This is a genomic window from Streptomyces sp. NPDC005648, assembly GCF_040605395.1.
GTDB lineage: Bacteria > Actinomycetota > Actinomycetes > Streptomycetales > Streptomycetaceae > Streptomyces.
Genome location: NZ_JBEXCS010000055.1, coordinates 40,687 through 61,261 on the forward strand (window position 1 = coordinate 40,687; position 20,575 = coordinate 61,261).

Annotated in this window: 17 protein-coding genes; 10 read left to right on the plus strand and 7 right to left on the minus strand. The window is 71.2% G+C overall.

The window, feature by feature from the left end; translation table 11 throughout:
* Positions 1 to 184 precede the first annotated feature (184 nt).
* The 4 genes from ABZT17_RS28110 to ABZT17_RS28125 all read left to right on the plus strand — a co-directional run bounded on the left by ABZT17_RS28110 (position 185) and on the right by ABZT17_RS28125 (position 5,073).
* Positions 185 to 1,042 carry a fumarylacetoacetate hydrolase family protein gene (locus ABZT17_RS28110; RefSeq protein ID WP_356352605.1) on the plus strand — a complete coding sequence of 286 codons (858 nt, stop codon included), beginning with the start codon at positions 185 to 187 and terminating at the stop codon, positions 1,040 to 1,042.
* A gap of 89 nt (positions 1,043 to 1,131) precedes the next feature.
* Positions 1,132 to 2,253: a hypothetical protein gene (locus ABZT17_RS28115; RefSeq protein WP_356352606.1), complete on the plus strand. Its 1,122-nt coding sequence runs from the start codon at positions 1,132 to 1,134 to the stop codon at positions 2,251 to 2,253.
* Positions 2,246 to 3,988, plus strand: coding sequence for a hypothetical protein (locus tag ABZT17_RS28120; protein WP_356352608.1), 1,743 nt, complete (start codon positions 2,246 to 2,248; stop codon positions 3,986 to 3,988). Before ABZT17_RS28115 ends, ABZT17_RS28120 begins: the two co-directional genes overlap by 8 nt.
* Positions 3,985 to 5,073, plus strand: a complete 1,089-nt coding sequence (locus ABZT17_RS28125) for a hypothetical protein (RefSeq protein WP_356352609.1) — start codon at positions 3,985 to 3,987, stop codon at positions 5,071 to 5,073. The genes ABZT17_RS28120 and ABZT17_RS28125 overlap by 4 nt, the downstream gene beginning before the upstream one ends.
* Positions 5,074 to 5,082: 9 nt before the next feature.
* Here ABZT17_RS28125 and ABZT17_RS28130 read toward each other — a convergent pair whose 3' ends face one another.
* The 3 genes from ABZT17_RS28130 to ABZT17_RS28140 all read right to left on the minus strand — a co-directional run bounded on the left by ABZT17_RS28130 (position 5,083) and on the right by ABZT17_RS28140 (position 7,631).
* Positions 5,083 to 5,949, minus strand: coding sequence for an LLM class F420-dependent oxidoreductase (locus ABZT17_RS28130; RefSeq protein WP_356352611.1), 867 nt, complete (start codon positions 5,947 to 5,949; stop codon positions 5,083 to 5,085).
* A gap of 102 nt (positions 5,950 to 6,051) precedes the next feature.
* The gene (locus ABZT17_RS28135; RefSeq protein ID WP_356352613.1) at positions 6,052 to 6,558 is read right to left on the minus strand and encodes a heme-degrading domain-containing protein; all 507 of its coding nucleotides are present in this window, start codon (positions 6,556 to 6,558) and stop codon (positions 6,052 to 6,054) included.
* Positions 6,555 to 7,631 carry a Gfo/Idh/MocA family oxidoreductase gene (locus ABZT17_RS28140; RefSeq protein ID WP_356352615.1) on the minus strand — a complete coding sequence of 359 codons (1,077 nt, stop codon included), beginning with the start codon at positions 7,629 to 7,631 and terminating at the stop codon, positions 6,555 to 6,557. The genes ABZT17_RS28135 and ABZT17_RS28140 overlap by 4 nt, the downstream gene beginning before the upstream one ends.
* A gap of 58 nt (positions 7,632 to 7,689) precedes the next feature.
* On the opposite strand from ABZT17_RS28140, the gene ABZT17_RS28145 reads away from it, so the two are divergent.
* The 5 genes from ABZT17_RS28145 (at position 7,690) to ABZT17_RS28165 (ending at position 12,674) form a co-directional block, all read left to right on the plus strand.
* Positions 7,690 to 8,880 carry an ROK family transcriptional regulator gene (locus ABZT17_RS28145; protein WP_356352617.1) on the plus strand — a complete coding sequence of 397 codons (1,191 nt, stop codon included), beginning with the start codon at positions 7,690 to 7,692 and terminating at the stop codon, positions 8,878 to 8,880.
* A gap of 91 nt (positions 8,881 to 8,971) precedes the next feature.
* The gene (locus ABZT17_RS28150; RefSeq protein WP_356352619.1) at positions 8,972 to 9,718 is read left to right on the plus strand and encodes a hypothetical protein; all 747 of its coding nucleotides are present in this window, start codon (positions 8,972 to 8,974) and stop codon (positions 9,716 to 9,718) included.
* Positions 9,719 to 9,804: 86 nt separating this feature from the next.
* Positions 9,805 to 10,584 (plus strand): HAD-IIA family hydrolase, encoded by a 780-nt coding sequence (locus ABZT17_RS28155; RefSeq protein WP_356352621.1) that lies wholly within the window; start codon positions 9,805 to 9,807, stop codon positions 10,582 to 10,584.
* A 139-nt stretch (positions 10,585 to 10,723) separates the two neighbouring features.
* Complete coding sequence (locus tag ABZT17_RS28160) at positions 10,724 to 11,269, plus strand: hypothetical protein (RefSeq protein WP_356352622.1); 546 nt, start codon at positions 10,724 to 10,726, stop codon at positions 11,267 to 11,269.
* Positions 11,270 to 11,996: 727 nt separating this feature from the next.
* Complete coding sequence (locus tag ABZT17_RS28165; RefSeq protein WP_356352637.1) at positions 11,997 to 12,674, plus strand: class F sortase; 678 nt, start codon at positions 11,997 to 11,999, stop codon at positions 12,672 to 12,674.
* 300 nt (positions 12,675 to 12,974) lie between these two features.
* On the opposite strand, the gene ABZT17_RS28170 is transcribed toward ABZT17_RS28165, so the two are convergent.
* On the minus strand, positions 12,975 to 13,739 hold the full coding sequence (locus ABZT17_RS28170; RefSeq protein WP_356352624.1) for a GAF and ANTAR domain-containing protein: 765 nt from the start codon (positions 13,737 to 13,739) through the stop codon (positions 12,975 to 12,977).
* A 166-nt stretch (positions 13,740 to 13,905) separates the two neighbouring features.
* On the opposite strand from ABZT17_RS28170, the gene ABZT17_RS28175 reads away from it, so the two are divergent.
* Positions 13,906 to 14,958: a glycoside hydrolase family 6 protein gene (locus ABZT17_RS28175; protein ID WP_356352626.1), complete on the plus strand. Its 1,053-nt coding sequence runs from the start codon at positions 13,906 to 13,908 to the stop codon at positions 14,956 to 14,958.
* Between the two features lie 61 nt (positions 14,959 to 15,019).
* On the opposite strand, the gene ABZT17_RS28180 is transcribed toward ABZT17_RS28175, so the two are convergent.
* The 3 genes from ABZT17_RS28180 to ABZT17_RS28190 form a co-directional block, all read right to left on the minus strand.
* Positions 15,020 to 16,957, minus strand: a complete 1,938-nt coding sequence (locus ABZT17_RS28180; RefSeq protein WP_356352628.1) for a kelch motif-containing protein — start codon at positions 16,955 to 16,957, stop codon at positions 15,020 to 15,022.
* On the minus strand, positions 16,954 to 18,966 hold the full coding sequence (locus ABZT17_RS28185; protein WP_356352630.1) for a glycosyltransferase family 2 protein: 2,013 nt from the start codon (positions 18,964 to 18,966) through the stop codon (positions 16,954 to 16,956). Before ABZT17_RS28185 ends, ABZT17_RS28180 begins: the two co-directional genes overlap by 4 nt.
* Positions 18,967 to 19,330: 364 nt before the next feature.
* On the minus strand, positions 19,331 to 20,017 hold the full coding sequence (locus ABZT17_RS28190; RefSeq protein ID WP_356352632.1) for a FadR/GntR family transcriptional regulator: 687 nt from the start codon (positions 20,015 to 20,017) through the stop codon (positions 19,331 to 19,333).
* Positions 20,018 to 20,575 lie beyond the last annotated feature (558 nt).

Below are 20,575 nucleotides of genomic sequence, written 5' to 3' on the forward strand. Positions count from 1 at the left end.
TGCCGGGTGTCAGGTGCCCGGTGTCGGAGGTGTGGGGTGGGGGTGTCGTCGTCGGTGGGGGCGGGTGGGGGGTCCAGTCCGTGAACCGGGTATTGCGGAGCGGACGTCGACCTTGGAGGATCGACCAGTCATCCGATGGCTGCACCCTTCGGAGGACCGCCCGAGATCTAGGGAGACACTGATCATGAAGCTGCTGCGAGTCGGTACGGCGGGAGCGGAGACGCCCGCGCTGCTGGACGCCGAGGGAGTGCTGCGGGACCTCTCCGGTGTCGTGGCCGACATCGACGGGGCGCTGCTCGCCGACGACGCCGCGCTCGGCCGGGTCCGGGCCGCCGCCGAGTCCGGTGAACTGCCCGTGCTGGACGCCGCCGGGCTCCGGGTCGGACCGCCGCTCGCGCGGATCGGCAAGATCGTGTGCATCGGGCTGAACTACCACGACCACGCGCGCGAGACCGGCGCCGAGCCGCCGGCCGAGCCGGTGATCTTCTTCAAGGCCGCCGACACGGTCGTAGGGCCGCACGACACGGTGCTGGTGCCCCGCGGGTCGACGAAGACCGACTGGGAGGTCGAACTCGCGGTCGTCATCGGACGTACGGCGCGCTACGTCGAGTCGGCCGAGGCCGCGCTCGGGCATGTCGCGGGGTACGCGGTGGCGCACGACGTGTCCGAGCGGGAGTTCCAGATCGAGCGCGGCGGGACCTGGGACAAGGGCAAGAACTGCGAGACGTTCAACCCGCTCGGGCCGTGGCTGGTGACGGCCGACGAGGTCGGCGACCCGCAGAGCCTGTCGCTGCGGCTGTGGGTCAACGGCGAGCTGAAGCAGAACGGCACCACGGCCGAGCAGATCTTCCCGGTGGCCGAAGTCGTGCGTTACGTCAGCCAGTTCATGACCCTGTACCCGGGTGACGTCATCAACACCGGTACGCCGGCCGGGGTCGCGCTGGGGCAGCCCGAGCCGAAGCCGTTCCTGCGGGCCGGGGACGTGGTGGAGCTGGAGATCGACGGGCTGGGGCGCCAGCGGCAGGAACTCAAGGACGCGTAGCCGCGAGGCAGTTGATATGTGAGGGTCCTTGGCAATTGCCCGCTGCACGGGTATTGCCAGGGGCCGCACCGAGGCTTCACCCTCGCGGCATGTCACAACGGGGAGCACCGGACGCGGTGGACATGCCGGCACTGCGTCTCGGTGGACATGTGTCGACGTCGGCGCTGGATCCGGCGCTCGTCGGGATGGTGTCCTTCGGACTGCTGGGGGAGCCCGTCCTCGTCGATCTCGCGCCCGCGCGGTCGTTCGACGTGGTCGCCCTCCAGCAGCTGCTGTCGGCGATGGCGGCCCGCGCGCGATCGGGACACCCGACCCGATTACGCCTGCCGGTGGCCGCGGTGGCACGGCACCAGCTGCGGCTCTGGCGCTTTCCCGACGCCGTCTCCGCCGTCACCCGTACCCCCTTCCAGCACGTCGTCCTGGCCGAGGACCACGCCTACTTCGGCGAGGAGTGGCCGGCCCACGCCGCCGGCGAGGGCTCGCACAGCCCGCGCGCCTCCGTGCACGCCTATCTCAGCGCCCAGCACTGCTTCGGCCTGCGCCCCTACCCGCTGACCGACCCCGGCACCCGGCAGCGGATGCTCCCGGACGAGGTGTCGCACTGGGGCGGACACGCCCTGATGCGGCTGCTGGAGAGCGTCCTGGCGGGCCCCGCCGCCGACGTCCTGCGGGTGCTCGTGCAGGAGATGGTCTCGGGCGTCCCGCAGCGCTCCCACGCGAGCGTCGCGCTCATCGGGGCCCAGCTCGAACTGCCCGGCAGCGCGGACGGCACCGGTGTGCTCACCATCAGCGAATGGGACGACGGTGATCTGCAGCCGTACTGGTTACGGAAGGCCATAGGCACCGGACCGCTCGCGCGGGAGGTGTTCCGGGTGCACCGCGCCGGCCGGCAGATGGAGAGCTACCACGCCCGGCGCCGGCCGCTGCCCGACACCGACGACGCCGAACTGCTCCTGGCGAGCGTGGTGAGGAGCAGCCCGTACGACCCCGACCCCGCGGAAGGGGGGTGGGGCAGCCACCGCATATACAGCCTCTACAAGAGCGTGGTCGACACCTTCCGTGGCGTGCTGCGCATCGACTCCGGACGGCACCGTCTGGAGGTCTCCGCGGACCCGCTCGGCGGGTACCGGATCGATCTCGCCTCCGGGCCCCGACTCCCGGACCAGCAGGGCTGTCTGGTCTCCGCACGGCTGCCGGTGCGCGATGCCTGAGGCCACCGTGACCGTCACCGCGCGGAAGATCGCCGTGGGCCGGGACATCCCCGAACCGATCTCCGCCGAACGCGCCGAGCTGTACCGCTGGTTGGGCGAACGGCTGGCGGGGCCCGCTGCGTCGGAACCGACGGCGGAGGAGACCGTCTACGTCACCCCGGAGGAACTCAGCTCCCCCGCCCCCGATCCAGGCTCCTACCTCCGCCGGTATCTCCCGGTCGGCGAGGGCCCGCAGCTCCTGATCGTCGACCTGGCGGAGAACCCGTACCACCTGCTGGGTGAACCGCTGCTGTTCAACGTCGCCCGGCTGACCTGCGGTTGGCACAAGGACGCCGCCGACCGCTCCCTGGTCGTCATGCTGCCCCGGCTCCCACCGGACAGCTCCGGGTTCTGGCTCGAACTCCGCTCGCGGGACGACACCGCGCCCGGCACCGGCCGGCTGATCGTGCTGGCCAACGACGGACAGTGCGAGGTCGTCCGCGGCGAGGCCCCCGACCCCGGGTTCGCGGGCGGGTACCGCGAGCGGCAGGCGCGCTCCGAGCCCGAGGAGTCCCCGCTGTCGGCGAAGGTCGTCCGCAGACTCGGTCACTACGGCGTCTCGGGACACGGCGGCGCGCGCTGCCGCCGGTACTTCTTCGACGTCGAGAACGCCGTCCCCGAGATCGGCCGGCTCGCCGACGACTGGCTGACCCGGGTCATCGAGCCACGGGTCCCCGACCGCAAGCTGTTCCTGGTCAGCAGGGACTGGCAGAAGACCGGGCTGCACGAGGTCGTCGCGGGCCTCGCGGCCGCCCGGGGCTGCCGCTTCGGCCGCCTCGACCCCGAGGGACGGATCCTCGACGCCACGGGGACCCGTCCGATGGACCCCGCGGACATCGACGAGACGGTCGTGCCGTTCTTCTCCGTGGTCGACCGGACCGCCACCTACGACAACGTCATCCGTGCCCTGCGCGCTCAGGGAGTCGACCTCGCGCCCCGCGCCTGGGCCGTGATGATCACCAGTTCGCAGTCCGGGCTGACCCTGGCGAAGTCGCCGGTCCCGCTGGGCGGGGCGATGGTGTGCGACCGGCAGAGCAGACTCCGGGAGGAGTGCGAGCAGTGCGCCATCGGCCTGCCGCACACCGATCCGCTGCGCGACGGCCCCACCCTGCGCACCTACGACGCCTGGGACGTCTTCCTGGCCTCCGCCTGGCGCTTCGAGGGGATCGCCCCGCCGCCCTCGGGACGGCGGTTCCTCTACGCGCCCGATCTCAAGGAGGTGTTCGAGGAACACGGCGGCTGGGTGGCCGGCAAGGTCATGACGCTGCTGGACGCGCTGGGATTCCCGTCGGGCGTGGTCGTCGTCTGCCCCGACGAGTCCCCCATCCGGTCCGTGGTGGACCGGCTGGCCACACTCATGGAGGACCGGCCCACGGTGATCCGTATCCCGAGCGAGGTGCTGGGCTACCACACCACCCTCGACGACGACCAGCGTTCCCAGCACCTGCGCGAGACGCAGAAGCACCTGTGGCGACGGCAGTTGCGCCATCTGCGCAGCCGGGGCGGCAAGGTGGTGATCCTCGACGGGGCCCGTGTCTCCGGCAGCACGGCCCGCACCATGCGCACCATCCTGCAGCTGCACGATGTCGAGCCCCGCGCCTTCATCCCCATCGTCGACTTCTCCGAGGAGAGCGACCTCGGCGGACTGCCCGTCCACCCGCTCTACCGGATCCGGGCGGCGAGGAGCGTGCGATGACACCCGAGGAGAGCGCCGAGGACGCCTGCCGCACCCTGGTCCACCTCCTGCACGCCAGAAGGGCGCAGTGGGACTCGGAGGACGTCACCCCCGATGGCACCGGCGACATGAAACGCAGCCTGCTGATGGCCGACTACGCCTCCAAGGCCCCACGCCTGCCCGAGGAGTACAAGGCGATGCTCGACCGGATGGTGGTGGAGGGCTTCCTGCCCGCCGACCCGTCCGCTCCGCTGCGCCGGATGCCGGCGCCGGTCGCCGAGAAGGTGCGGGCCGACGTCGGTGTCGTGACCGTCATCCGGGAGGAACTCGACGCGGCTCTCGCGGTGTTCGGCCTGGACGGCACCGTCTTCGAGACCTCCGAGGACGGCCAGCGCTTCTACGTTGCGGAGATCGCCAACAGCAACCAGCCCGCGCGCCGCCTCACGGTCGTCGTCACGGCGGCCGGGCAGGCCGGACAGGTACGCGTGGGCCGGCCCGTCCACGCCCTCGTCGAACGCTTCACCCCGCAGGCGGTCTTCCTCCTCGGCACCGCGGCCGGCATCCGCGGCGAGGTGGAGCTGGGGGACGTCGTCGTCAGCGACCGTGTCCTGTACTACGAGCCCGGCCGCTACGCCGACCCGGACGTGTGGCAGCCGCGCCCCGAGAGCGAGCACGGCCGCCACCCGTTCGGGTACGGGCTCTTCTACTACGACCCCCGCAGATCGGACTTCCCGGCGCGGGTGACGGAGTTCGTCGACGGCCTGCCCGGCCACCAGCGCCCGGCTCCGCTGCCCCCCGGGCACGTGCCCGAGGTGCACACCGTCCACGCGACGATCGCCACCGGTGAGCAGGTCCTGAGGGACGGCACGTCCCTGCCCGCGCTCCGGGAACGGCACGACGAGACGATCCGCGCGGCCGACATGGAGTCCTACGGCTTCGTCAAGGCCGTCGGAGACCGGCGCTGGCTGATCTTCCGCGGCATCAGCGACTTCGGCGACGCCCGCCAGTCCCCGGAGTGGAAGTTCCTGTCCTCGGCGTTCGCGGCACTGTGTCTGCAGGACTTCCTCAGAACGGGCTACGAGCCCCCCGGAACGAGCCGACTGTGAGGCGCGCGGTCAGATGAGCAGCTCCGCGAGCCTGCGCCACCCCGGCAGGGGAAGGGTGTCCCGCGCCCCGTCGTCGAGCAGCTGCAGGGCCACATGGTCCGCGCCCGCGTCCAGGAACTCCGTGACCCGGGCCCGGACCGTGTCCTCGGTGCCCCACGCGAAGACCGCGTCCACGAGCCGGTCACTGCCCCCGTCGGCCAGGTCCTCCTCGGTGAAGCCGTTGCGGAGGAAGTTGTTGGTGTAGTTCGGCAGGGTGAGATAGATGGCCAGGGTGTCCCGGGCCACCGCGCGCGCCCTGGCCGGGTCCGTCTCCAGGACCACCTTCAACTCGGGGGCCAGGAGCGGGGATTCGCCCAGGATCTCGCGGGCCGCGGCCGTCTGCTCGGCGGTGACCAGATACGGGACCGAGCCCGCCGAGCGGTCGCGGGCCAGCTCCAGGCTCCGCGGGCCCAGGGCGGCCAGTACCCGGCGGTCCGCGGGGACACCGGCCGCGTCGAGGGCGTCGAGATAGGCGACCAGCGCCGAGTACGGGCGGCGGTACTGCTCCGCGATCTTGGCGTGGCTGACGCCGAGCCCCAGGACGAAGCGCCCGGGGTGGGCGGCCTCCACCTCGGCGTAGGCCGCCGCGCTCTCGGCCGCCTCGTACTGCCAGATGGACTGGATGCTGGTGCCGACGGTGAGCTTCGAGGTCGCCTCGACGAGGGGCACGGCGTGCCGCGCCGCGCTGCTGCCGCCCAGCCAGACGGCGCCGTAGCCGAGCTGTTCCAGCTCGGCGGCGGCCTCGGCGAGTTCGGTGCGGCGCGCGGGGTCCTCCGCGCGCAGACCGGCGCTCCAGATGCCGTAGCGGCCGACGGACTGTTTCATGGCGTCACTCACGGGTTCGGTCCCTCCGGTCGGATGCTGTGCGGTGTACAGCGGTGCCAACCGGAGGGCGCCTCGGGATAGTCCCCGGAAACGTGTGAATACCGTGAGCGTGGCTCAGCCCTTCGCGAGGAACTCCTCCAGCGCCTCCACCACGAACCGGTGGTCCTGGAGCTGCGGCAGCCCGCTCACGGTGACCGTGCCGATCACGCCGACGCCCTCCACGGTGATCGGGAAGGAGCCGCCGTGGGCCGCGTACACGTCGGGGTCGAGACGGGAGGAGTCCTCGAAGGTCGTGCCCTTGGCGCGGAAGCGGGCGCCGACCAGATAGGAGGCCTCGCCGTAGCGCTCGACGACCCGGCGCTTGCGGTCGATCCAGGCATCGTTGTCGGGGGTGGAGCCGGGCAGCGCGGCGTGGAAGAGCTGCTGTCCGGCGCGGCGGATGTCGACGGCGACCGGGGCCTGACGCTCCCGCGCCAGCTCCACCAGCAGCGAGCCCAGCGCCCAGGCGTCCTCGTGGGTGAACTGGCGGAAGACCAGGCGCCGTTCCTGTGCCTCCAGTTCCTCCAGCGGGGGAGTGATCTCCGGGTGGAACTTCGGGGTGATCCCGGTGTTGTGTGTCACAGCGTCACCGCCACTCCGTCGCGGGCCGAACGGCCGGCCGCCTCGAGCACGTCGAGGGCGGCGGCCGCTTCGAGAGCGGTCACCGGGTTGGGACCGTCGTCGTTGAGGGCCCTGGTCACGGCCGCATAGTACGCGGGGTAGTCCCCGGGCAGGGTGGGGACGGCGGTGCCGCCGCCCGTGAGGGGAGACTCTCCGGCGCCGATACGGCCCCACTCCGACTCGGCCTCCCCTCCCCACCCCTCGCCCGGGCGCCCGCCCTCCCGCAGGGCCGCCTCCTGAGGGTCGAGGCCGTACTTCACATAACCGGCCTTCGAGCCCAGCACCCGGAAGCGCGGGCCGAGTTGGGCGGCCGTCGCGGAGGCGTAGAGATGGGAGCGGACGCCGTTGGCGTGGGCCAGGGCGATGAAGGTGTCGTCGTCGGTCTCGGCGCCGGGGCGGCGCACGACCGACTCCGCGTAGACGGTGGTGACCGGGCCGAACAGGGTCAGGGCCTGGTCGACGACATGGCTGCCGAGGTCGTAGAGGAGACCTCCGATCTCTGCCGGATCGCCGGACTCGCGCCAGCCGCCCTTGAGCTCTGGCCGCCACCGCTCGAACCGTGATTCGAAGCGCCATACGTCACCCAACTCGCCCTCGGCGAGCAGTTTGCGCAGAGTCAGGAAGTCGTTGTCCCAGCGGCGGTTCTGGAAGACGGACAGGAGCAGGCCGCGGCTCTCGGCGAGGGCGGCGAGCTCGCGGGCCTCGGCGGCGGTGCCGGCGACCGGCTTGTCGACGACGACCGGGAGACCGGCCTCGAGGGCGGTGGTGGCGAGCGGGACATGCGTCCTGTTGGGCGACGCGATGACGACGAGGTCGAGGCCGTCGGCGCGGGCGAACAGCTCGTCGGGGGTGGCGGCGAGCCGTACGTCCGGGAACTCGGCGCGGGCCTGCTCCTGGCGCTCGGGGTTCGAGGTGACCACGGTGTCGAGGACCAGGCCCTCGGTGGCGGCGATCAGCGGCGCGTGGAAGACGGACCCGGCGAGCCCGTACCCGACGAGCCCGACACGGCGAGGAGTGGCAGTCGTACCAGTCATACCTCCCACTTTCGCAACACCGTTGCCAAAGTGCAAGCGCCGGAGAGAGAATTGAGGCGTGAACCTCCTCGCCCTCCGCAGCCACAACACCGCACTCGTCCTCGACCTGCTGCGCACGGCCGGAGCGGACGGAATCAGCCGCCTGGAAATCGCCGAGCGCACCGGACTCACCCCGCAGGCGGTCAGCAAGATCACCGCCCGCCTGCGCGCCGACGGCCTCGCGACGGAGGCGGGCCACCGGGCGTCGACGGGCGGCAAGCCCCGCACGGTCCTGCGGCTGGTCCCGGAGGCGGGCCACGCGATCGGCGTCCACCTGGACCGCGACGGACTGCGGACGGTGCTCGTGGACCTGACCGGAGCCGTCGTGGGGGAGCAGCGGGCGTCGGCGGATCTGGGCGTGGCGGCGGTGGTGGAGGCGGTCGCCGAGGAGGTGGCGGGGCTGGTGGGCGCCGGGCTGGGCGGACCCGCGGGACCGTCGGCCGGCGGACCCGACCGGCCGGGCGCCGGAGCGTCGGTGACGGCCGGCCCCACCGCCGAGGCCCCTCCCTCCGCGGACCTCGCGCCCACCCCGTCCCCCGTCGCCCCGCTCGCCTCCGTGCCGTCCCTCCTCGGCGTCGGTGTCGCCCTCCCCGGCCCCCTCGACCACACCCACGGCGTCCTGCACCGCGTCACCCGCTTCCCCGAGTGGGAGGGCTTCCCGCTGCGGGACGCCCTCGCCGATCGCCTGGGTGTCCCGGTGGTCGTCGACAAGGACACCAACGCGGCGGCGCTGGGGCTGGCGGTCGGCGGCGAGGGAGGTTCCTTCGCCTATCTGCACGTCGGTACGGGCCTCGGCGCCGGGCTCGTCATCGGGGGCGCCGTGCATCGGGGAGCCCGGACGGGGGCCGGGGAGTTCGGGCATCAGGTCGTGCGGTTGGACGGGCCGCCGTGCGGCTGCGGGAACCGGGGGTGCGTGGAGGCGCTGTGCCTGGCGGCCGTCGCCCGGGGCGATCTCGCCGAGGCCGCCCGGGTGCTCGGCGTCGGCGCCGGCAACCTCGTCGCGCTGCTCGACGTGGACCTCGTCCTGCTCGGCGGCCGTACCGTCGCCACCGCGCCGGAGACGTTCGTACGGGGCGTGGCCGCCGTACTCGACGAATGGGCCCGGCGCGCGGGCCAGGAACCCGTCCCCGTGCGGGTCGCCTCGGGCGAGATCGCCGAAGGGGCGGCACAGCTGGTGCTCGGACCGGTGTTCGGACGTACCGACGGCTGAGCCGGCCCCACGCGCGTGCGCTGATCGAGGGGACTTCGGGAGCCGTACGGAGGGGCGTCCCCGCGCCCGCGCCCGCACCCGGCATGGTCATGTGTTCATGCGACTACTGCCCACGCCCCTGTCCCTCTGCCTCGCAGCAGCCGCCCTCCTTCCCACCGCGAGCCCGGCGTCCGCCGCACCCGACTGCTCCGAAGGCCCCCGCTTCCCCCTCACCACCCGCATCCACGACGCCCCCGACAGCTACGAGTCCGGCGGCGGATACCGCACCTGGTATCTCGACCTCACCAACACCACCACCCGCACCTGCACGGCCATCCACCCCGTCGTCGTCCTCGTCGACGGCAAGCGCGCGCTGAAACCCGCCCAGCCACGCCTGGAGTTCTACGACGGCCGGGGCGGCGGCGACGGACGCGCCCACCCCGTACGGTTCCGGACGACGGACGAGGCCGAACTCGTCGGCCCCTTCGACGACGGCTTCCCGGGATTCACCGTCCGCCCCGGCACCACCCTCACCGTCAAGGTCCGTCTCGCCTTCACCCCGGACGCCGTACCGAACGAGGTCACCGCCAACGCGGCCGTCGTCCAGCGGCACGACGACGACGGCGACTGGGTCGGCCAGTCCGGCGACTACCGCTTCACCATCGGCGACGAGCCGTCCGCCGAGCCCGGCACCGGCACGGCACCGCCCCGTCGCGGCCGTGACACCCTGCCCTTCGCGGACGAACTCGCCAGGACCGGCCTCGACACCCCGCGCGCGGCCCTCGCCGCCACCGCCGCCGTCCTCCTCGCCACCGGCGGCGCGCTGCTGCTCGTCCGGCGCTCGCGCGGGCGCCGCTGAGACGGCCATTCCCCCAGGATTCCGGCACTGTCTAGGCTGGGGGCGACGCAGCACCGCGTACATGCGTACGGCAGGAGATCCCGCACATGGCAGAACGCAGGCCCATCGAGTCGTGGCTCACCGACATGGACGGTGTGCTCATCCACGAGGGCGTACCGATCCCCGGCGCCGACGCCTTCCTGAAGAAGCTGCGCGAGTCGGGGCGGCCCTTCCTGGTCCTCACCAACAACTCGATCTACACCCCCCGTGATCTGCACGCCCGGCTGCGCCGTATGGGCCTGGACGTGCCGGTCGAGTCCATCTGGACCTCGGCGCTCGCGACCGCGCAGTTCCTGGACGACCAGCGGCCGGGAGGCAGCGCCTATGTCATCGGCGAGGCGGGTCTCACCACCGCCCTGCACGACATCGGGTACATCCTCACCGACCACGAGCCGGACTATGTCGTCCTCGGCGAGACCCGGACGTACTCCTTCGAGGCCATGACCCAGGCGGTACGGCTGATCCAGAACGGTGCCCGTTTCATCGCCACCAACCCGGACGAGACCGGCCCCTCCCACGAGGGTCCGCTCCCGGCGACCGGCGCGGTGGCCGCGCTGATCACCAAGGCGACCGGCAAGAAGCCGTACTTCGCGGGCAAGCCCAACCCGCTGATGATGCGGACGGGGCTGAACGCCATCGGGGCGCACTCCGAGACCAGCGCGATGATCGGTGACCGTATGGACACCGACGTACTGGCGGGCATGGAGGCCGGGATGCAGACCTTCCTGGTCCTGACCGGGCTCACCCGGCCGGACCAGGTCGAGGACTTCCCCTACCGCCCGTCCCACATCGTCGACTCGATCGCGGATCTGGTCGACCTCGTCTGAGCGGGGCCGTCCCCGCGGGTACGCGAGCGGGACGGATCGCGGCGAAACCTTTCCGGACCCGTTTGGAGCAGTGCGGGCCCCGCTGGGGATGCGGGGTCCGGGCCGCCGGGGGAGTCTCCAGGTGACTGGAGGTTTCACGATGGGCTCACTACGCCTCACTCTCTGCGCAGGGCTCCTGGGCGCCTGCGCGCTCACCCCGACGGCTCACGCGGCGGATGGAGGCGGCGGCAGTGTCTCGGTGACCCCGACGTCCCCCGCCGCCGGCGCCGATGTCGCCCTGCGGGTGGCCGGCTGCTCCGGCAGGACCGCCACCGCCGTCTCCTCGGCGTTCGTCGCGGACGCGCATCTCGCGGGCACCGGCGGCACGCTCGCCGGGGAGACCCGGGTCCGTTCCACCGCCGAGCCGGGCTCCTACGACGTGAAGATCACCTGCGCCGACTTCGAGATCAAGGGCCGGATCACGGTGGTGGCCCAGGGCACGCAGTCCGCCGCCCCCGTCACCCCGGCCGCCTCCCCCGTCGCCCCCGTCCACGCGGGTGGCGGCGGCACCGCCCACTTCGCGTCCGTGGACACCCGCTCCGCCGCCCCCGGCACGGCACACGCGGTGACGGGCCTGGTCCTAGCCGGAGTCGCCGCGGTCGCCGTGGCCCTCCTGGGCGGCCGCCGCAGACGCGACCCCAAATGATCCCCACCACACCGACCACCCCCCAGCACCTCCGCCGAGCCGACCGGGTGACACCGGCCGCCTCGGGGTGCCGTGAAGGGTCTGCCTGCCTTCGGCGGGTCGGCCGGGTGGTGACGGTCGGCTCGCGGTGCCGTGCGCGGGCCGTTTGCCTTCGGCCGGGCGGCCGGGGGATGGCAGTCGGCTCGCGGTGCCGTGGAGGGGCTGTCTGCCTTCGGCGGGTTGACCGGGTGGTGGCGGTCGGCTCGGGGTGCCGTGCGCGGGCCGTTTGCCTTCGGCCGGGCGGCCGGGCGATGTCGGTCGGCTCGCGGTGCCGTGGAGGGGCTGTCTGCCTTCGGCGGGTCGGCCGGGTGGTGGCGGTCGGCTCGGGGTGCCGTGCAAGGGCCGTTTGCCTTCGGCCGGGCGGCTGGGGCGTGCTGTCTCGCTCGTGGTGCCGTAGACCGGGTGTCCGTCTTTGGGCGGGCGCCGATGGGGGAGGGGCGGGTCGGGCTTGTGGTCTGGTTGGGCGTTCTGGGCGGGGTGGCGGGGGCGCGGGGCGGGTTTTCGGGGTGGTTGGCGGGCTTCGGCAGGGGTTCGACGAGGGTGAGGTGTGCCGGTCTCCCGGTCCTGTCTTCCGTCCGGGGCTGGGGCGCTTCGGTGGAGGGGGCGAGCCGGCTGCTGGGGTGGGTGTCGATCGTGGCGGTGTGGGGCGGTGCGCTCTGCCTCGGTGCTCTCTGCCTCCGGTGGGGGGCTGACCGTGGAGGACCGTCTTCCTGATCAGGGGCGCCCCGCGCTCTCCGGCCGGCTGCTGACAGGGCTCGCCTGGGCCGTGTTGCTGCTCGGGCTGTGGTTGTGGGGGCGGGAGGTCACCGATGGGCGGCAGGGGATATCCGGCCCGGCCACCGGGGACATGGCGGCCGTCGGTCGGCCGCCCCGACTTCCGCCCGCGGCACGGCCGTTGGGGGACGCGTCGCCGCTGCGGCTGGACATTCCCGAGCTCGGGGTGCAGGCGCCGGTGGTGGGGCGGGGTCTGGACCGGCAGGGCGCGATCGATCCGCCGCCGTTCGACCAGGCGGGGGTGGTGGGGTGGTACGCGTCCGGCGCGAAGCCCGGAGCCGCCGGGCCCGCGCTCATGGTGGGGCACGTCGACACCGAGACCCGGCCCGCCGTCTTCTACAAGCTCAGCGTCCTCAGGCCGGGCGAGACGATCCGGGTGATCCGGGACGACGGCAAGGTCGCCGAGTTCACGGTCGACGACGTCGAGGTCCTCCGCCGCGACCACTTCGACGCCCGGCACGCCTACGGACAGCGCAGGCCGGGCCGTGCCGAGCTGCGGCTGATCACCTGCGGCGGCACCTTCGACCGGGCCAGCCGCAGCTACACGGCGAACGTGGTCGTGTCGGCGTATCTGACCGGCACCGGGCGGTGAGAGCCGACCGCTCCGGGAACGGGATCCATGGACCGAGGGCACCTGGCCCGGTCGACGGCCCGCTCCCCCGGAAGCCGTCGACCGGGCTGGTCCTCAACCGCGCGCGCACGGGCTGCGGGAGTAACCCGGCGACCGGCGCGGGAGGCCTGTACACGGTGAGGTGGTCTCCGACCGGGGGCTGGGGTCGTCTGAGCCCACCCTAGAACGGATGAGCGCTTGAGCCTAGAGGCCGTTCGACGCCAGGTTCCCCCGCGGTGGCTCTCCGTCATACGCCCTGCTGAAAGCGGCCCGTGCGGGCCTTCACACGGGCCCCGGCGCCTCCCGGCGCAGTTCCGCGTCGTCCGCGACCCGCGCGATCACCGACTGCACGACCTGGTCCAGGGGCAGTTGGCGCCGGCGGGCGTAGGAGCGCAGCGCGACGAAGGCGTGGTCCGCGGGGACGCGCCAGCGCTCGGCGAGCATGCCCTTCGCCTGCTCGATCCGGACCCTGCTGGCCAGGGCCTGCTGCAGCTGGCCCGTCACGGTGCGGCAGCCGACGTAGGTGAGGTGATTGCGCAGGCCGAGGGCGCCGGCGTCGGCGAGCAGCTGGGCGAGCTGGAGGTCGGTGCCGCCGTCGGACGGCTCGTCCTCGGGCAGGGTGGGCACGAACACATTGAGCGCGCCCAGCAGTTGGTCGTGCCGGCGCAGGGGGACGGCGTAGGTGGTGACGACGTCGTGCCTGAGGGCGCGTTCCGTGAACTCCGGCCAGCGGGAGGCCGACCGGGCCGCCCGGATGGAGACCGGCGCGACCGGCCGGCCGGAGGCGTAGCTGTCGAGGCAGGGGCCGCCGTCGTGCTGGGCCCGCAACAGCTCCAGCGCCATCTCCTCATGGCCGCTGGACCCCGTGAGCGAGACGCTCCGGCCTCCGTCGACGTACATCACCCCGGCCGCCCGCGCGGTCAGCAACTCCACGCACCGGTCCGCGAGCCGCCGTAGATACCGCTCCGGGTCGAAGCCGTCCACGACGGTGTCTCCCGCCTCCACCAGTGCCGCCGCCAACCGGAGTTCCCGGGTGGAGTGGTGCATGACCGCGCGCCCCCCTTCGCCACCGCCCGCCCCCTGTGCAGACGCGCGCGTACCCCCACCATCCGTGCTGTAACAGCTCGCCGACAAGGCTCGGGCGGCCTCGTGGGCGGTGCGGGGCGTATGTCAGGATTGAGACTTGAGACCGTGGCACCCAAGGGGGAGTTGGATGTACGGCATGAGGGCCTCCGCGCATTCGGCTTCCCGAGGCCGGCGCGCCCCTTCAGCAGTGGTGAGGGCTTCCGCGGCGGTGCTGGGGGCGGCACTGCTGGTCGCGGGATGTTCCTCGTCGGGCGACAAGGACAAGGACGCCGGCGCGAGGATCACCCAGCAGCCCAAGGAGGCCGACCCGTTCTGGGTCAACCCGGACGGCAACGCGGCCCGCCAGGTCGCCGCGTACGCCAAGTCCGGCAAGGACTCCGACGCCGAGCAGATCCGCAAGATCGCCGAGCATCCGACCGGCGAGTGGATCGGCCCGGAGAACCCCGAGCAGGAGGCCCAGGGCTTCACCGAGGCCGCCGACAAGGCCGGCCGCACGGCCCTGCTCGTCCTCTACAACATCCCGCACCGCGACTGCGGCCAGTACTCCCAGGGCGGCGCCGCCGACGGCGACACCTACCGCGCCTGGATCGACGCGGTGGCCCAGGGCATCGCCGACCGCCCCACGATGGTCATCCTCGAACCGGACGCCGTACTGCACCTGGTGGACGGCTGCACCCAGCCCGACTTCCAGGAGGAGCGCTACGCCCTCCTCGACTACGCCGTCACCAAGCTCAAGTCACTGAAGTCCACCAAGGTCTACCTGGACGCGGGCAACGCCGGCTGGAGCCACCCCGACCAGATCTCCCAGCCCCTGCAGCGAGCGGGCATCGCCCGGGCCGACGGCTTCTCGGTCAACGTCGCCAACTTCTACTCGACCAAGGACTCCATCGCCTACGGCAGGCAGCTCTCCGCCAAGGTGGGCGGCAAGCACTTCGTCATCGACACCAGCCGCAACGGCAACGGCCCCTACACGGCCGGAAACCCGGACGAGAACTGGTGCAACCCCCCGGGCCGGGCCCTGGGAGAGACCCCGACCACGAAAACGGCTGACCCCCTGGTCGACGCCTACCTGTGGGTGAAGCGGCCGGGAGAATCAGACGGCACATGCAAAGGCGGCCCGAAGGCCGGGGACTGGTGGCCGGCCTACGCACTGAAGCTGGCCAAAGCATCGACCCCGTAATGGGGCGCGGGGCTGTGACATCCGCACCCGCACCCCACCCCACCCCGCACCCGCGGGAGCGCTACGGCACCTTCACCCACTGCGCCTTGCTGGGCGTCCCCTGATCATCATCCGCGAACAGCATGTACCAGCCGGACTGCACCAGATTCCGGTTCTTCGGCACCGTCACCGTGATCTTGTTCCCGGACGTCTTGAAGTCCAGCGCGACCGACCGCTGATCCACATCGGTGACATGCGTCGACGCGCTGGGCCGGATCAGCCGTACCTTCTTGATCGCGGAGGCCTGCGGTGAGGTGAACGTCCCCGTGCCGCCCCGGGCGATCGTCTGCGGGCCACCGGTCAGCGTCGGCCGTGAATCCCGGTACAGATAAGGCGGCGTGTAGATCTCGATGCGCTGCTCGAAGAAGCCCGGCTTGGTGTTGGCCTTGTCCGCGTAGAGCGGGTTGGAGCCGAAGAACATCACCCGGCCGTCGGGCAGCAGGATCGAACCGGAGTGGTAGTCCCGGCCCACCAGCGGATCGGCCACCCGGTCGAAGCTGTTGCTGTCCGGGTGGTAGATCCGGGCCTGGAGGATGTCGGAGGCACCGCGCCCCCGGTAGTCCTCCGAACCGCCCGACACCAGCACCGTGTCGTCGGGCAGGATCGAGGACTGCGGATAGCGTGTCCCCTTCTCCAGCTCCGGCCCGTCCACGAACCTCGGGTTCTTGTCCTTGAGGTCGATCAGCCGTGTCTTCTTGCTGGACAGCTTGGACTCACCGACCCCGCCGCCCCCGATGACCATGTACTTCTCGTCCTGCGCCGGAGGCAGCAGCACGGTCCCGGCCGTCTCCATGATCTTGGGGTCGCTCAGCCCGGGGAGCTTGGTGAACTGGTTGGTGTCGACGTCCCAGATACCCGGATCACGGCCGACGTTGTCGGGCCCGTACCCCGCGTTCGCCCCCGAGTAGAAGATCTTCCCGCTCTCCAACAGGAACAGCGCCGGGTACGTCGGGAACTGCCGGATCTTCTTCGTGTACGTCCACTTCTTCGTCGCCGGATCGAAGATCTCGTTCTTGCCCGGCACCAGCTGCCCGATGTCGTCGAGCCCGGAGACGCTCAGGATCTTGCCGTCCGACAGGGTCGTCAGCGTCGGATACCAGCGCGCCTCGTTCATCGGGTCGACCTTGATGTACTTCTCGGCGACCGGATCGAACTCGTAGGCGTTCCTGATCCCCTGGAAGTCCTTCTTGTCGAGCGCGAGCTTCTGCGCGATGCCGTACGTGTTGCGCGCGTCGACTCCGGTCAGGCCCTGGATGCGGTAGTTGTCCTGGGTGCCGGTCTCGTACTTGGTGCCCTTCTTCTGTGCCTCGACATAGATCCGGCCGAGCCCCGGGTCATTGCGCAGGAACTTGCCCGTCGCCTTGTCGAAGACCTTCTTGGCGCGCGGCACCAGCACCGGGTCCTTGGAGACGAAGGTCTTGCCGTTCTCCTTGCCGGTGAACTTGGTGCCCGCGGGCAGGGTGATCGGCTTGTCCGGGTTCTCGTTGTGGACGACCATCAGGCCGCCCGCCTTGGTGACGTCGCCCTTCAGTGTCTCGTACCGCTTGGTGCCGCCCGCGATCAGGATGTTGCCGTTGGCCAGCTGGGTGTGCCCGGTGCAGAACAGGTCGGCCGGGGTGGGCACCTTCTTGATGGTGCCCTTGACCGGGTCCCAGATCCGCGAGTCGAACTTCTTCGCGTTGAAGTTGTCCTGGTTGTTGCCCGAGCCCGCGATCAGCAGCACCTTCCCCGTGTGCAGCAGCGCCGCGTGGATGGTGTCCTGGCGGTACTTCTTGGGGAACTCGATGATCTGCCAGTGGCCGTTGTCCGCTTTGTACTCGGGTCTGTTGATCTTGTACGCGTGGTACTTCTCTGTCCCGAAGCGGTACAGCCACGGACCGTTCATCCCGGCCAGCGCGAGCACCACCGCCGTACCGATCGCGAGCCTGCGAGCACGGCGGCGGCCTGCACGGTCGTTCATTCCTTACGTCCCCCAAATCCACCGAGTGCGATCTGCATCGTCTGGTCGTTGCCCGAGTCGCCCTGGCCGTCCGGGCCCTCGTTCGACGCCGCCCAGCTGGGCTTCTGGGCGGTGCCGTGGGCCGGAGTGTGCTGCGCGGGCAGCGGGCGCGGCTGGTACGGCACGGAGAGCGGCGCGTCCTGCGGCTCCTCGTACACCGGCACGGACGGCTCCTTCTTCGCCTTCCGCAGCGTGTACTGCCAGGCGAAGATCGGCGACGCGGTGATCAGCAGGGCGAAGGTCGCCCAGGTGATCATCGCCGGGTGCGAGTGCCCCAGCGTGATACCGGCGGCGATGGAGCCGCCGAAGACCAGGATGAAGAACAGGTGGATACGGAAGGTCCCGAACAGGGTGTCCGGGCTGGTCGACTCGCCCTTGGGCGTCACCACGAACTTGCTCTTGCGGCGCAGCACGGCGTCCATGAGGGAGCGGGCGTAGATCGGCGCGGAGAGCGCCGACATCACCATGCCCGCCACACCGCCCGAGCCCTCGGGCTCGTGCGGGGAGACGTTGTGCCGGCGGTTCCAGATGTACAGGCCGATCTGCAGCGCGGACGCGTTGCCGTACAGCATCAGCCAGACCGTCGGGTCGATGTTCACACCCGAGGCGCCCAGGCCCAGGAACAGCGCGCAACTCAGCGCCGCCAGGATCCAGTTGAGGGCCGACATGGGGTAGAAGATGATCATCATCGTGTAGTTGAAGAGCTTGCCCGGAGGCAGGGAGAACCAGCCCTTCCAGTACTGCTTGAGGATCGTCTCGTACGTCCCCCGCGACCACCGCAGCTGCTGGGTGAAGAAGTCCGTCCAGGCGCCCGGACCCTCGCCCACCGCGAGCACGTCCGGCGTGTACACCGAGCGCCACTTCCGCCCCGTCGCCGGGTTCTTGTGCCGGTGGATCTCGAAGCCGGTCGCCATGTCCTCGGTGATCGAGTCGTACAGACCGCCGATCTGCTTCAGCGCCTTGATGCGTACGGCGTTCGACGTACCCACGAACATCGGGGCGCCGTAGAAGTTACCGGCCCGCTGGATGAGGGCGTGGAACAGGAACTGCTGCGACTCCGCCGCCTTGGTGATGGGGTTGTCGTAGTTTCCGTACACCTGCGGGCCGATGACGAAGCCGACGTCCGGGTCGCGGAAGAAGCCGAGCATCCGCTCCAGGTAGTTGGGCAGCGGGACGTGGTCGGTGTCGACCGAGGCGAAGTAGTCGTAGTCGTCGCCGTGTGCCGCGAGCCACGAGTTGTAGTTCCCGTGCTTGGTCTTGGCGCGGAACGGGCCCTTCTTCTGGTTCCAGCCCTCCACCCCCTTGCGGGAGAAGTGGTGGACGCCCAGCCGCTCGCAGACCGCCTTGACCTGGTCGTCGTCGCCCTCGTCCAGGAGCCAGACGTGCAGAAGGCCCCGGTGCCGCAGCCTGACGGCCGCCTCCAGGGTCTTCGTCACCATCTCCAGGGGTTCCTTGCCGGGCACGTAGGTCGTGATGAACGCCACTCTCGTGCCGGTCTCCGGGACCACCGGGATCGGGTCGCGGGCGACCAGGGTGGCGTGTGCGTTCGACAGCACGTTCAGACAGCGGAAGAACTCGATCAGACCGATCGAGACGAGCATCACCACGTCGAGCGCCGGCAGGAGGCTGAAGGCCGGGTACTCGCGCTCGGTCCAGTGCTGCGGCTGCATCAGCCAGGCCAGCAGGATCAGCGAGAGCAGCGGGGCCGCGCCCAGCATCAGGGCGGCGCGCACCCGGTGCGGCTCCTGCGAGAGCAGCGAGCGGTACTGCACCTTGTAGGGCTTGTTCGGGTCGGGCTGTGTGAGGGGGCCCGCCAGTCGGCTGTAGTGCTCGTAGTCGTATCTCGGCAGTGTCTTCTTGATTCGGCGGAACTGGCCGGTGGTGCTGTTGCGGTGCTGCGAAGGCACCCTCAGCTGTGCGGTTTCGGACGGGTCGAAGTTATGCCGGGCGCCCGTCGGCGTCGACGTCATGAGTCATCCCCCCACACACGGGGCACGCCCGCGTGTTGTGTCGGTTCCCTCCGCCTGCGGGCCGAGTCCCCCTCGACTTCCCCCCACAGGCGTATCAGTGACCGGCCGCAGTCACCACACTTCCCACACCCTGAGACATGGAACCGCGACCTTCCGGTTGCATGATGCCCCCCTCGGCATCGGCGTGTTCGCAGGGCCCCCTACCCCCGCAGATCCGGCAACCGCTTACTAGTCCCCCAACTGCCGCGTATCCGCAGCATCTTGGAAAACAGGGTTCTACGGCGTCCTTCATGATCGCAAGATGCGAAACGCGGTGTTTACCGGTCATACGCGTTCATTGTGGCGCGTGTGGGGGTTCCGTGGATCAGTTGTGGACGGTCGTCGACAGTCGTGCGCGGATGTTGCCGAAGTGCTCTCTTATGGCCGCCTCCGCCCGTACCGAGTCGCCGGAACGCACCGCGTCGAGGATGTCCCGGTGCTGCCGGCTGGTGATCCGGTGGTCGGGCGGCGCGCCGCCGAGATCCGTCTGCACGCGGTGGAAGGCGTCCCAGAACGCCTCCATGACCTCGCCCAGCAACACGTTGTCCAGTCCCCGGTAGAGGGTGGCGTGAAAGGCGCGGTCGGTGTCCGCGAGACCGGCGCCTCCTCGCGCCGTCTGCTCTTCCATACGGCTCACCAGACCGTCGAGTTCAACGAGGTCCCGTTCCGGGATGCGCCCCGCCAGCCTGGAGATCAGCCCCGTCTCCACGGCCTCGCGCAGCTCCAGCAGTTGCAGCAGCGAGTCCTCGCCCCGGTAGTGCCCGGCGACGGTCCTGAAGGCGAGGCCCTCGATCATCGGCGCCAGGGTCATCGGGCCGACGTACGTCCCGAAGCCGTGTCGGATCTCCACGATCCCCATCGCCTGCAGCGCCTTGAGCGCCTCCCGCACCGAGTTCCGGCTCGCACCGAGGAACCGCATCAGCTCGGGCTCGGTCGGCAGCGGCGCCCCGGAGGGCAGCCGGCGGTCGATGATGAGCTTCTTGATCCGCTCTTGAAGGTCACGGCCTGCCATGACGAGAGCCTATCCGGCCAAACCAACAAGCCTCCCAGTTCCCACCAGACGGCCGCTTCTCCGCGGGGGCGGGAGGGGGCGTGAGCGGCGAGCCTCTGAGGTGGGGCGGGGGTTGGGTCTTCGCCGGGGTGGCGCGGCGACGGGTTCTGGGGGCGGGGGCCGGCCGCACCTTCGGTGGGGTGGTGTGGGGCTGGTTTTGTGCGGGGGCGGGGGGTCGCGTCGTCGATGTGGTTGCGTGGCGGCTGCTTCTGGGGTCGGGCTCGCTGGGGTGCGGAGGGTGTGAGCGGTGAGTTCCTCGCGGGGGGCCGGGGCGGCGCCTTTGGTGGGGTGGTGTGGGGCTGGTTCCTGCGCGAGGGGGCGCGCTTTCGGCGGGCGGGGCCGGGTGGCGCCTGCTTCTGGAGTTGCGCTCGCCGGGGTTCCGGGGGGGAGGGGGTGTGGGTGGCGGAGCCCCCACACCGCGCGGCGAAGCCGCGCACAAACAACGATGGCGAGGCCGGTTCGCGCTTTCCGCGAACACGCCTCGCCATCGCCATCGTGCGCCGCCAGGGTCTCGAACCC

Coding starts and splice junctions, on each gene's coding strand:
- ABZT17_RS28160 (WP_356352622.1), top strand. CDS start 10,724: ATGGGCTCACTACGCCTCACTCTCTGCGCAGGGCTCCTGGGCGCCTGC.
- ABZT17_RS28155 (WP_356352621.1), top strand. CDS start 9,805: ATGGCAGAACGCAGGCCCATCGAGTCGTGGCTCACCGACATGGACGGT.
- ABZT17_RS28115 (WP_356352606.1), top strand. CDS start 1,132: ATGTCACAACGGGGAGCACCGGACGCGGTGGACATGCCGGCACTGCGT.
- ABZT17_RS28190 (WP_356352632.1), bottom strand. CDS start 20,017: ATGGCAGGCCGTGACCTTCAAGAGCGGATCAAGAAGCTCATCATCGAC.
- ABZT17_RS28120 (WP_356352608.1), top strand. CDS start 2,246: ATGCCTGAGGCCACCGTGACCGTCACCGCGCGGAAGATCGCCGTGGGC.
- ABZT17_RS28170 (WP_356352624.1), bottom strand. CDS start 13,739: ATGCACCACTCCACCCGGGAACTCCGGTTGGCGGCGGCACTGGTGGAG.
- ABZT17_RS28140 (WP_356352615.1), bottom strand. CDS start 7,631: ATGACTGGTACGACTGCCACTCCTCGCCGTGTCGGGCTCGTCGGGTAC.
- ABZT17_RS28110 (WP_356352605.1), top strand. CDS start 185: ATGAAGCTGCTGCGAGTCGGTACGGCGGGAGCGGAGACGCCCGCGCTG.
- ABZT17_RS28175 (WP_356352626.1), top strand. CDS start 13,906: ATGTACGGCATGAGGGCCTCCGCGCATTCGGCTTCCCGAGGCCGGCGC.
- ABZT17_RS28185 (WP_356352630.1), bottom strand. CDS start 18,966: ATGACGTCGACGCCGACGGGCGCCCGGCATAACTTCGACCCGTCCGAA.
- ABZT17_RS28180 (WP_356352628.1), bottom strand. CDS start 16,957: ATGAACGACCGTGCAGGCCGCCGCCGTGCTCGCAGGCTCGCGATCGGT.
- ABZT17_RS28125 (WP_356352609.1), top strand. CDS start 3,985: ATGACACCCGAGGAGAGCGCCGAGGACGCCTGCCGCACCCTGGTCCAC.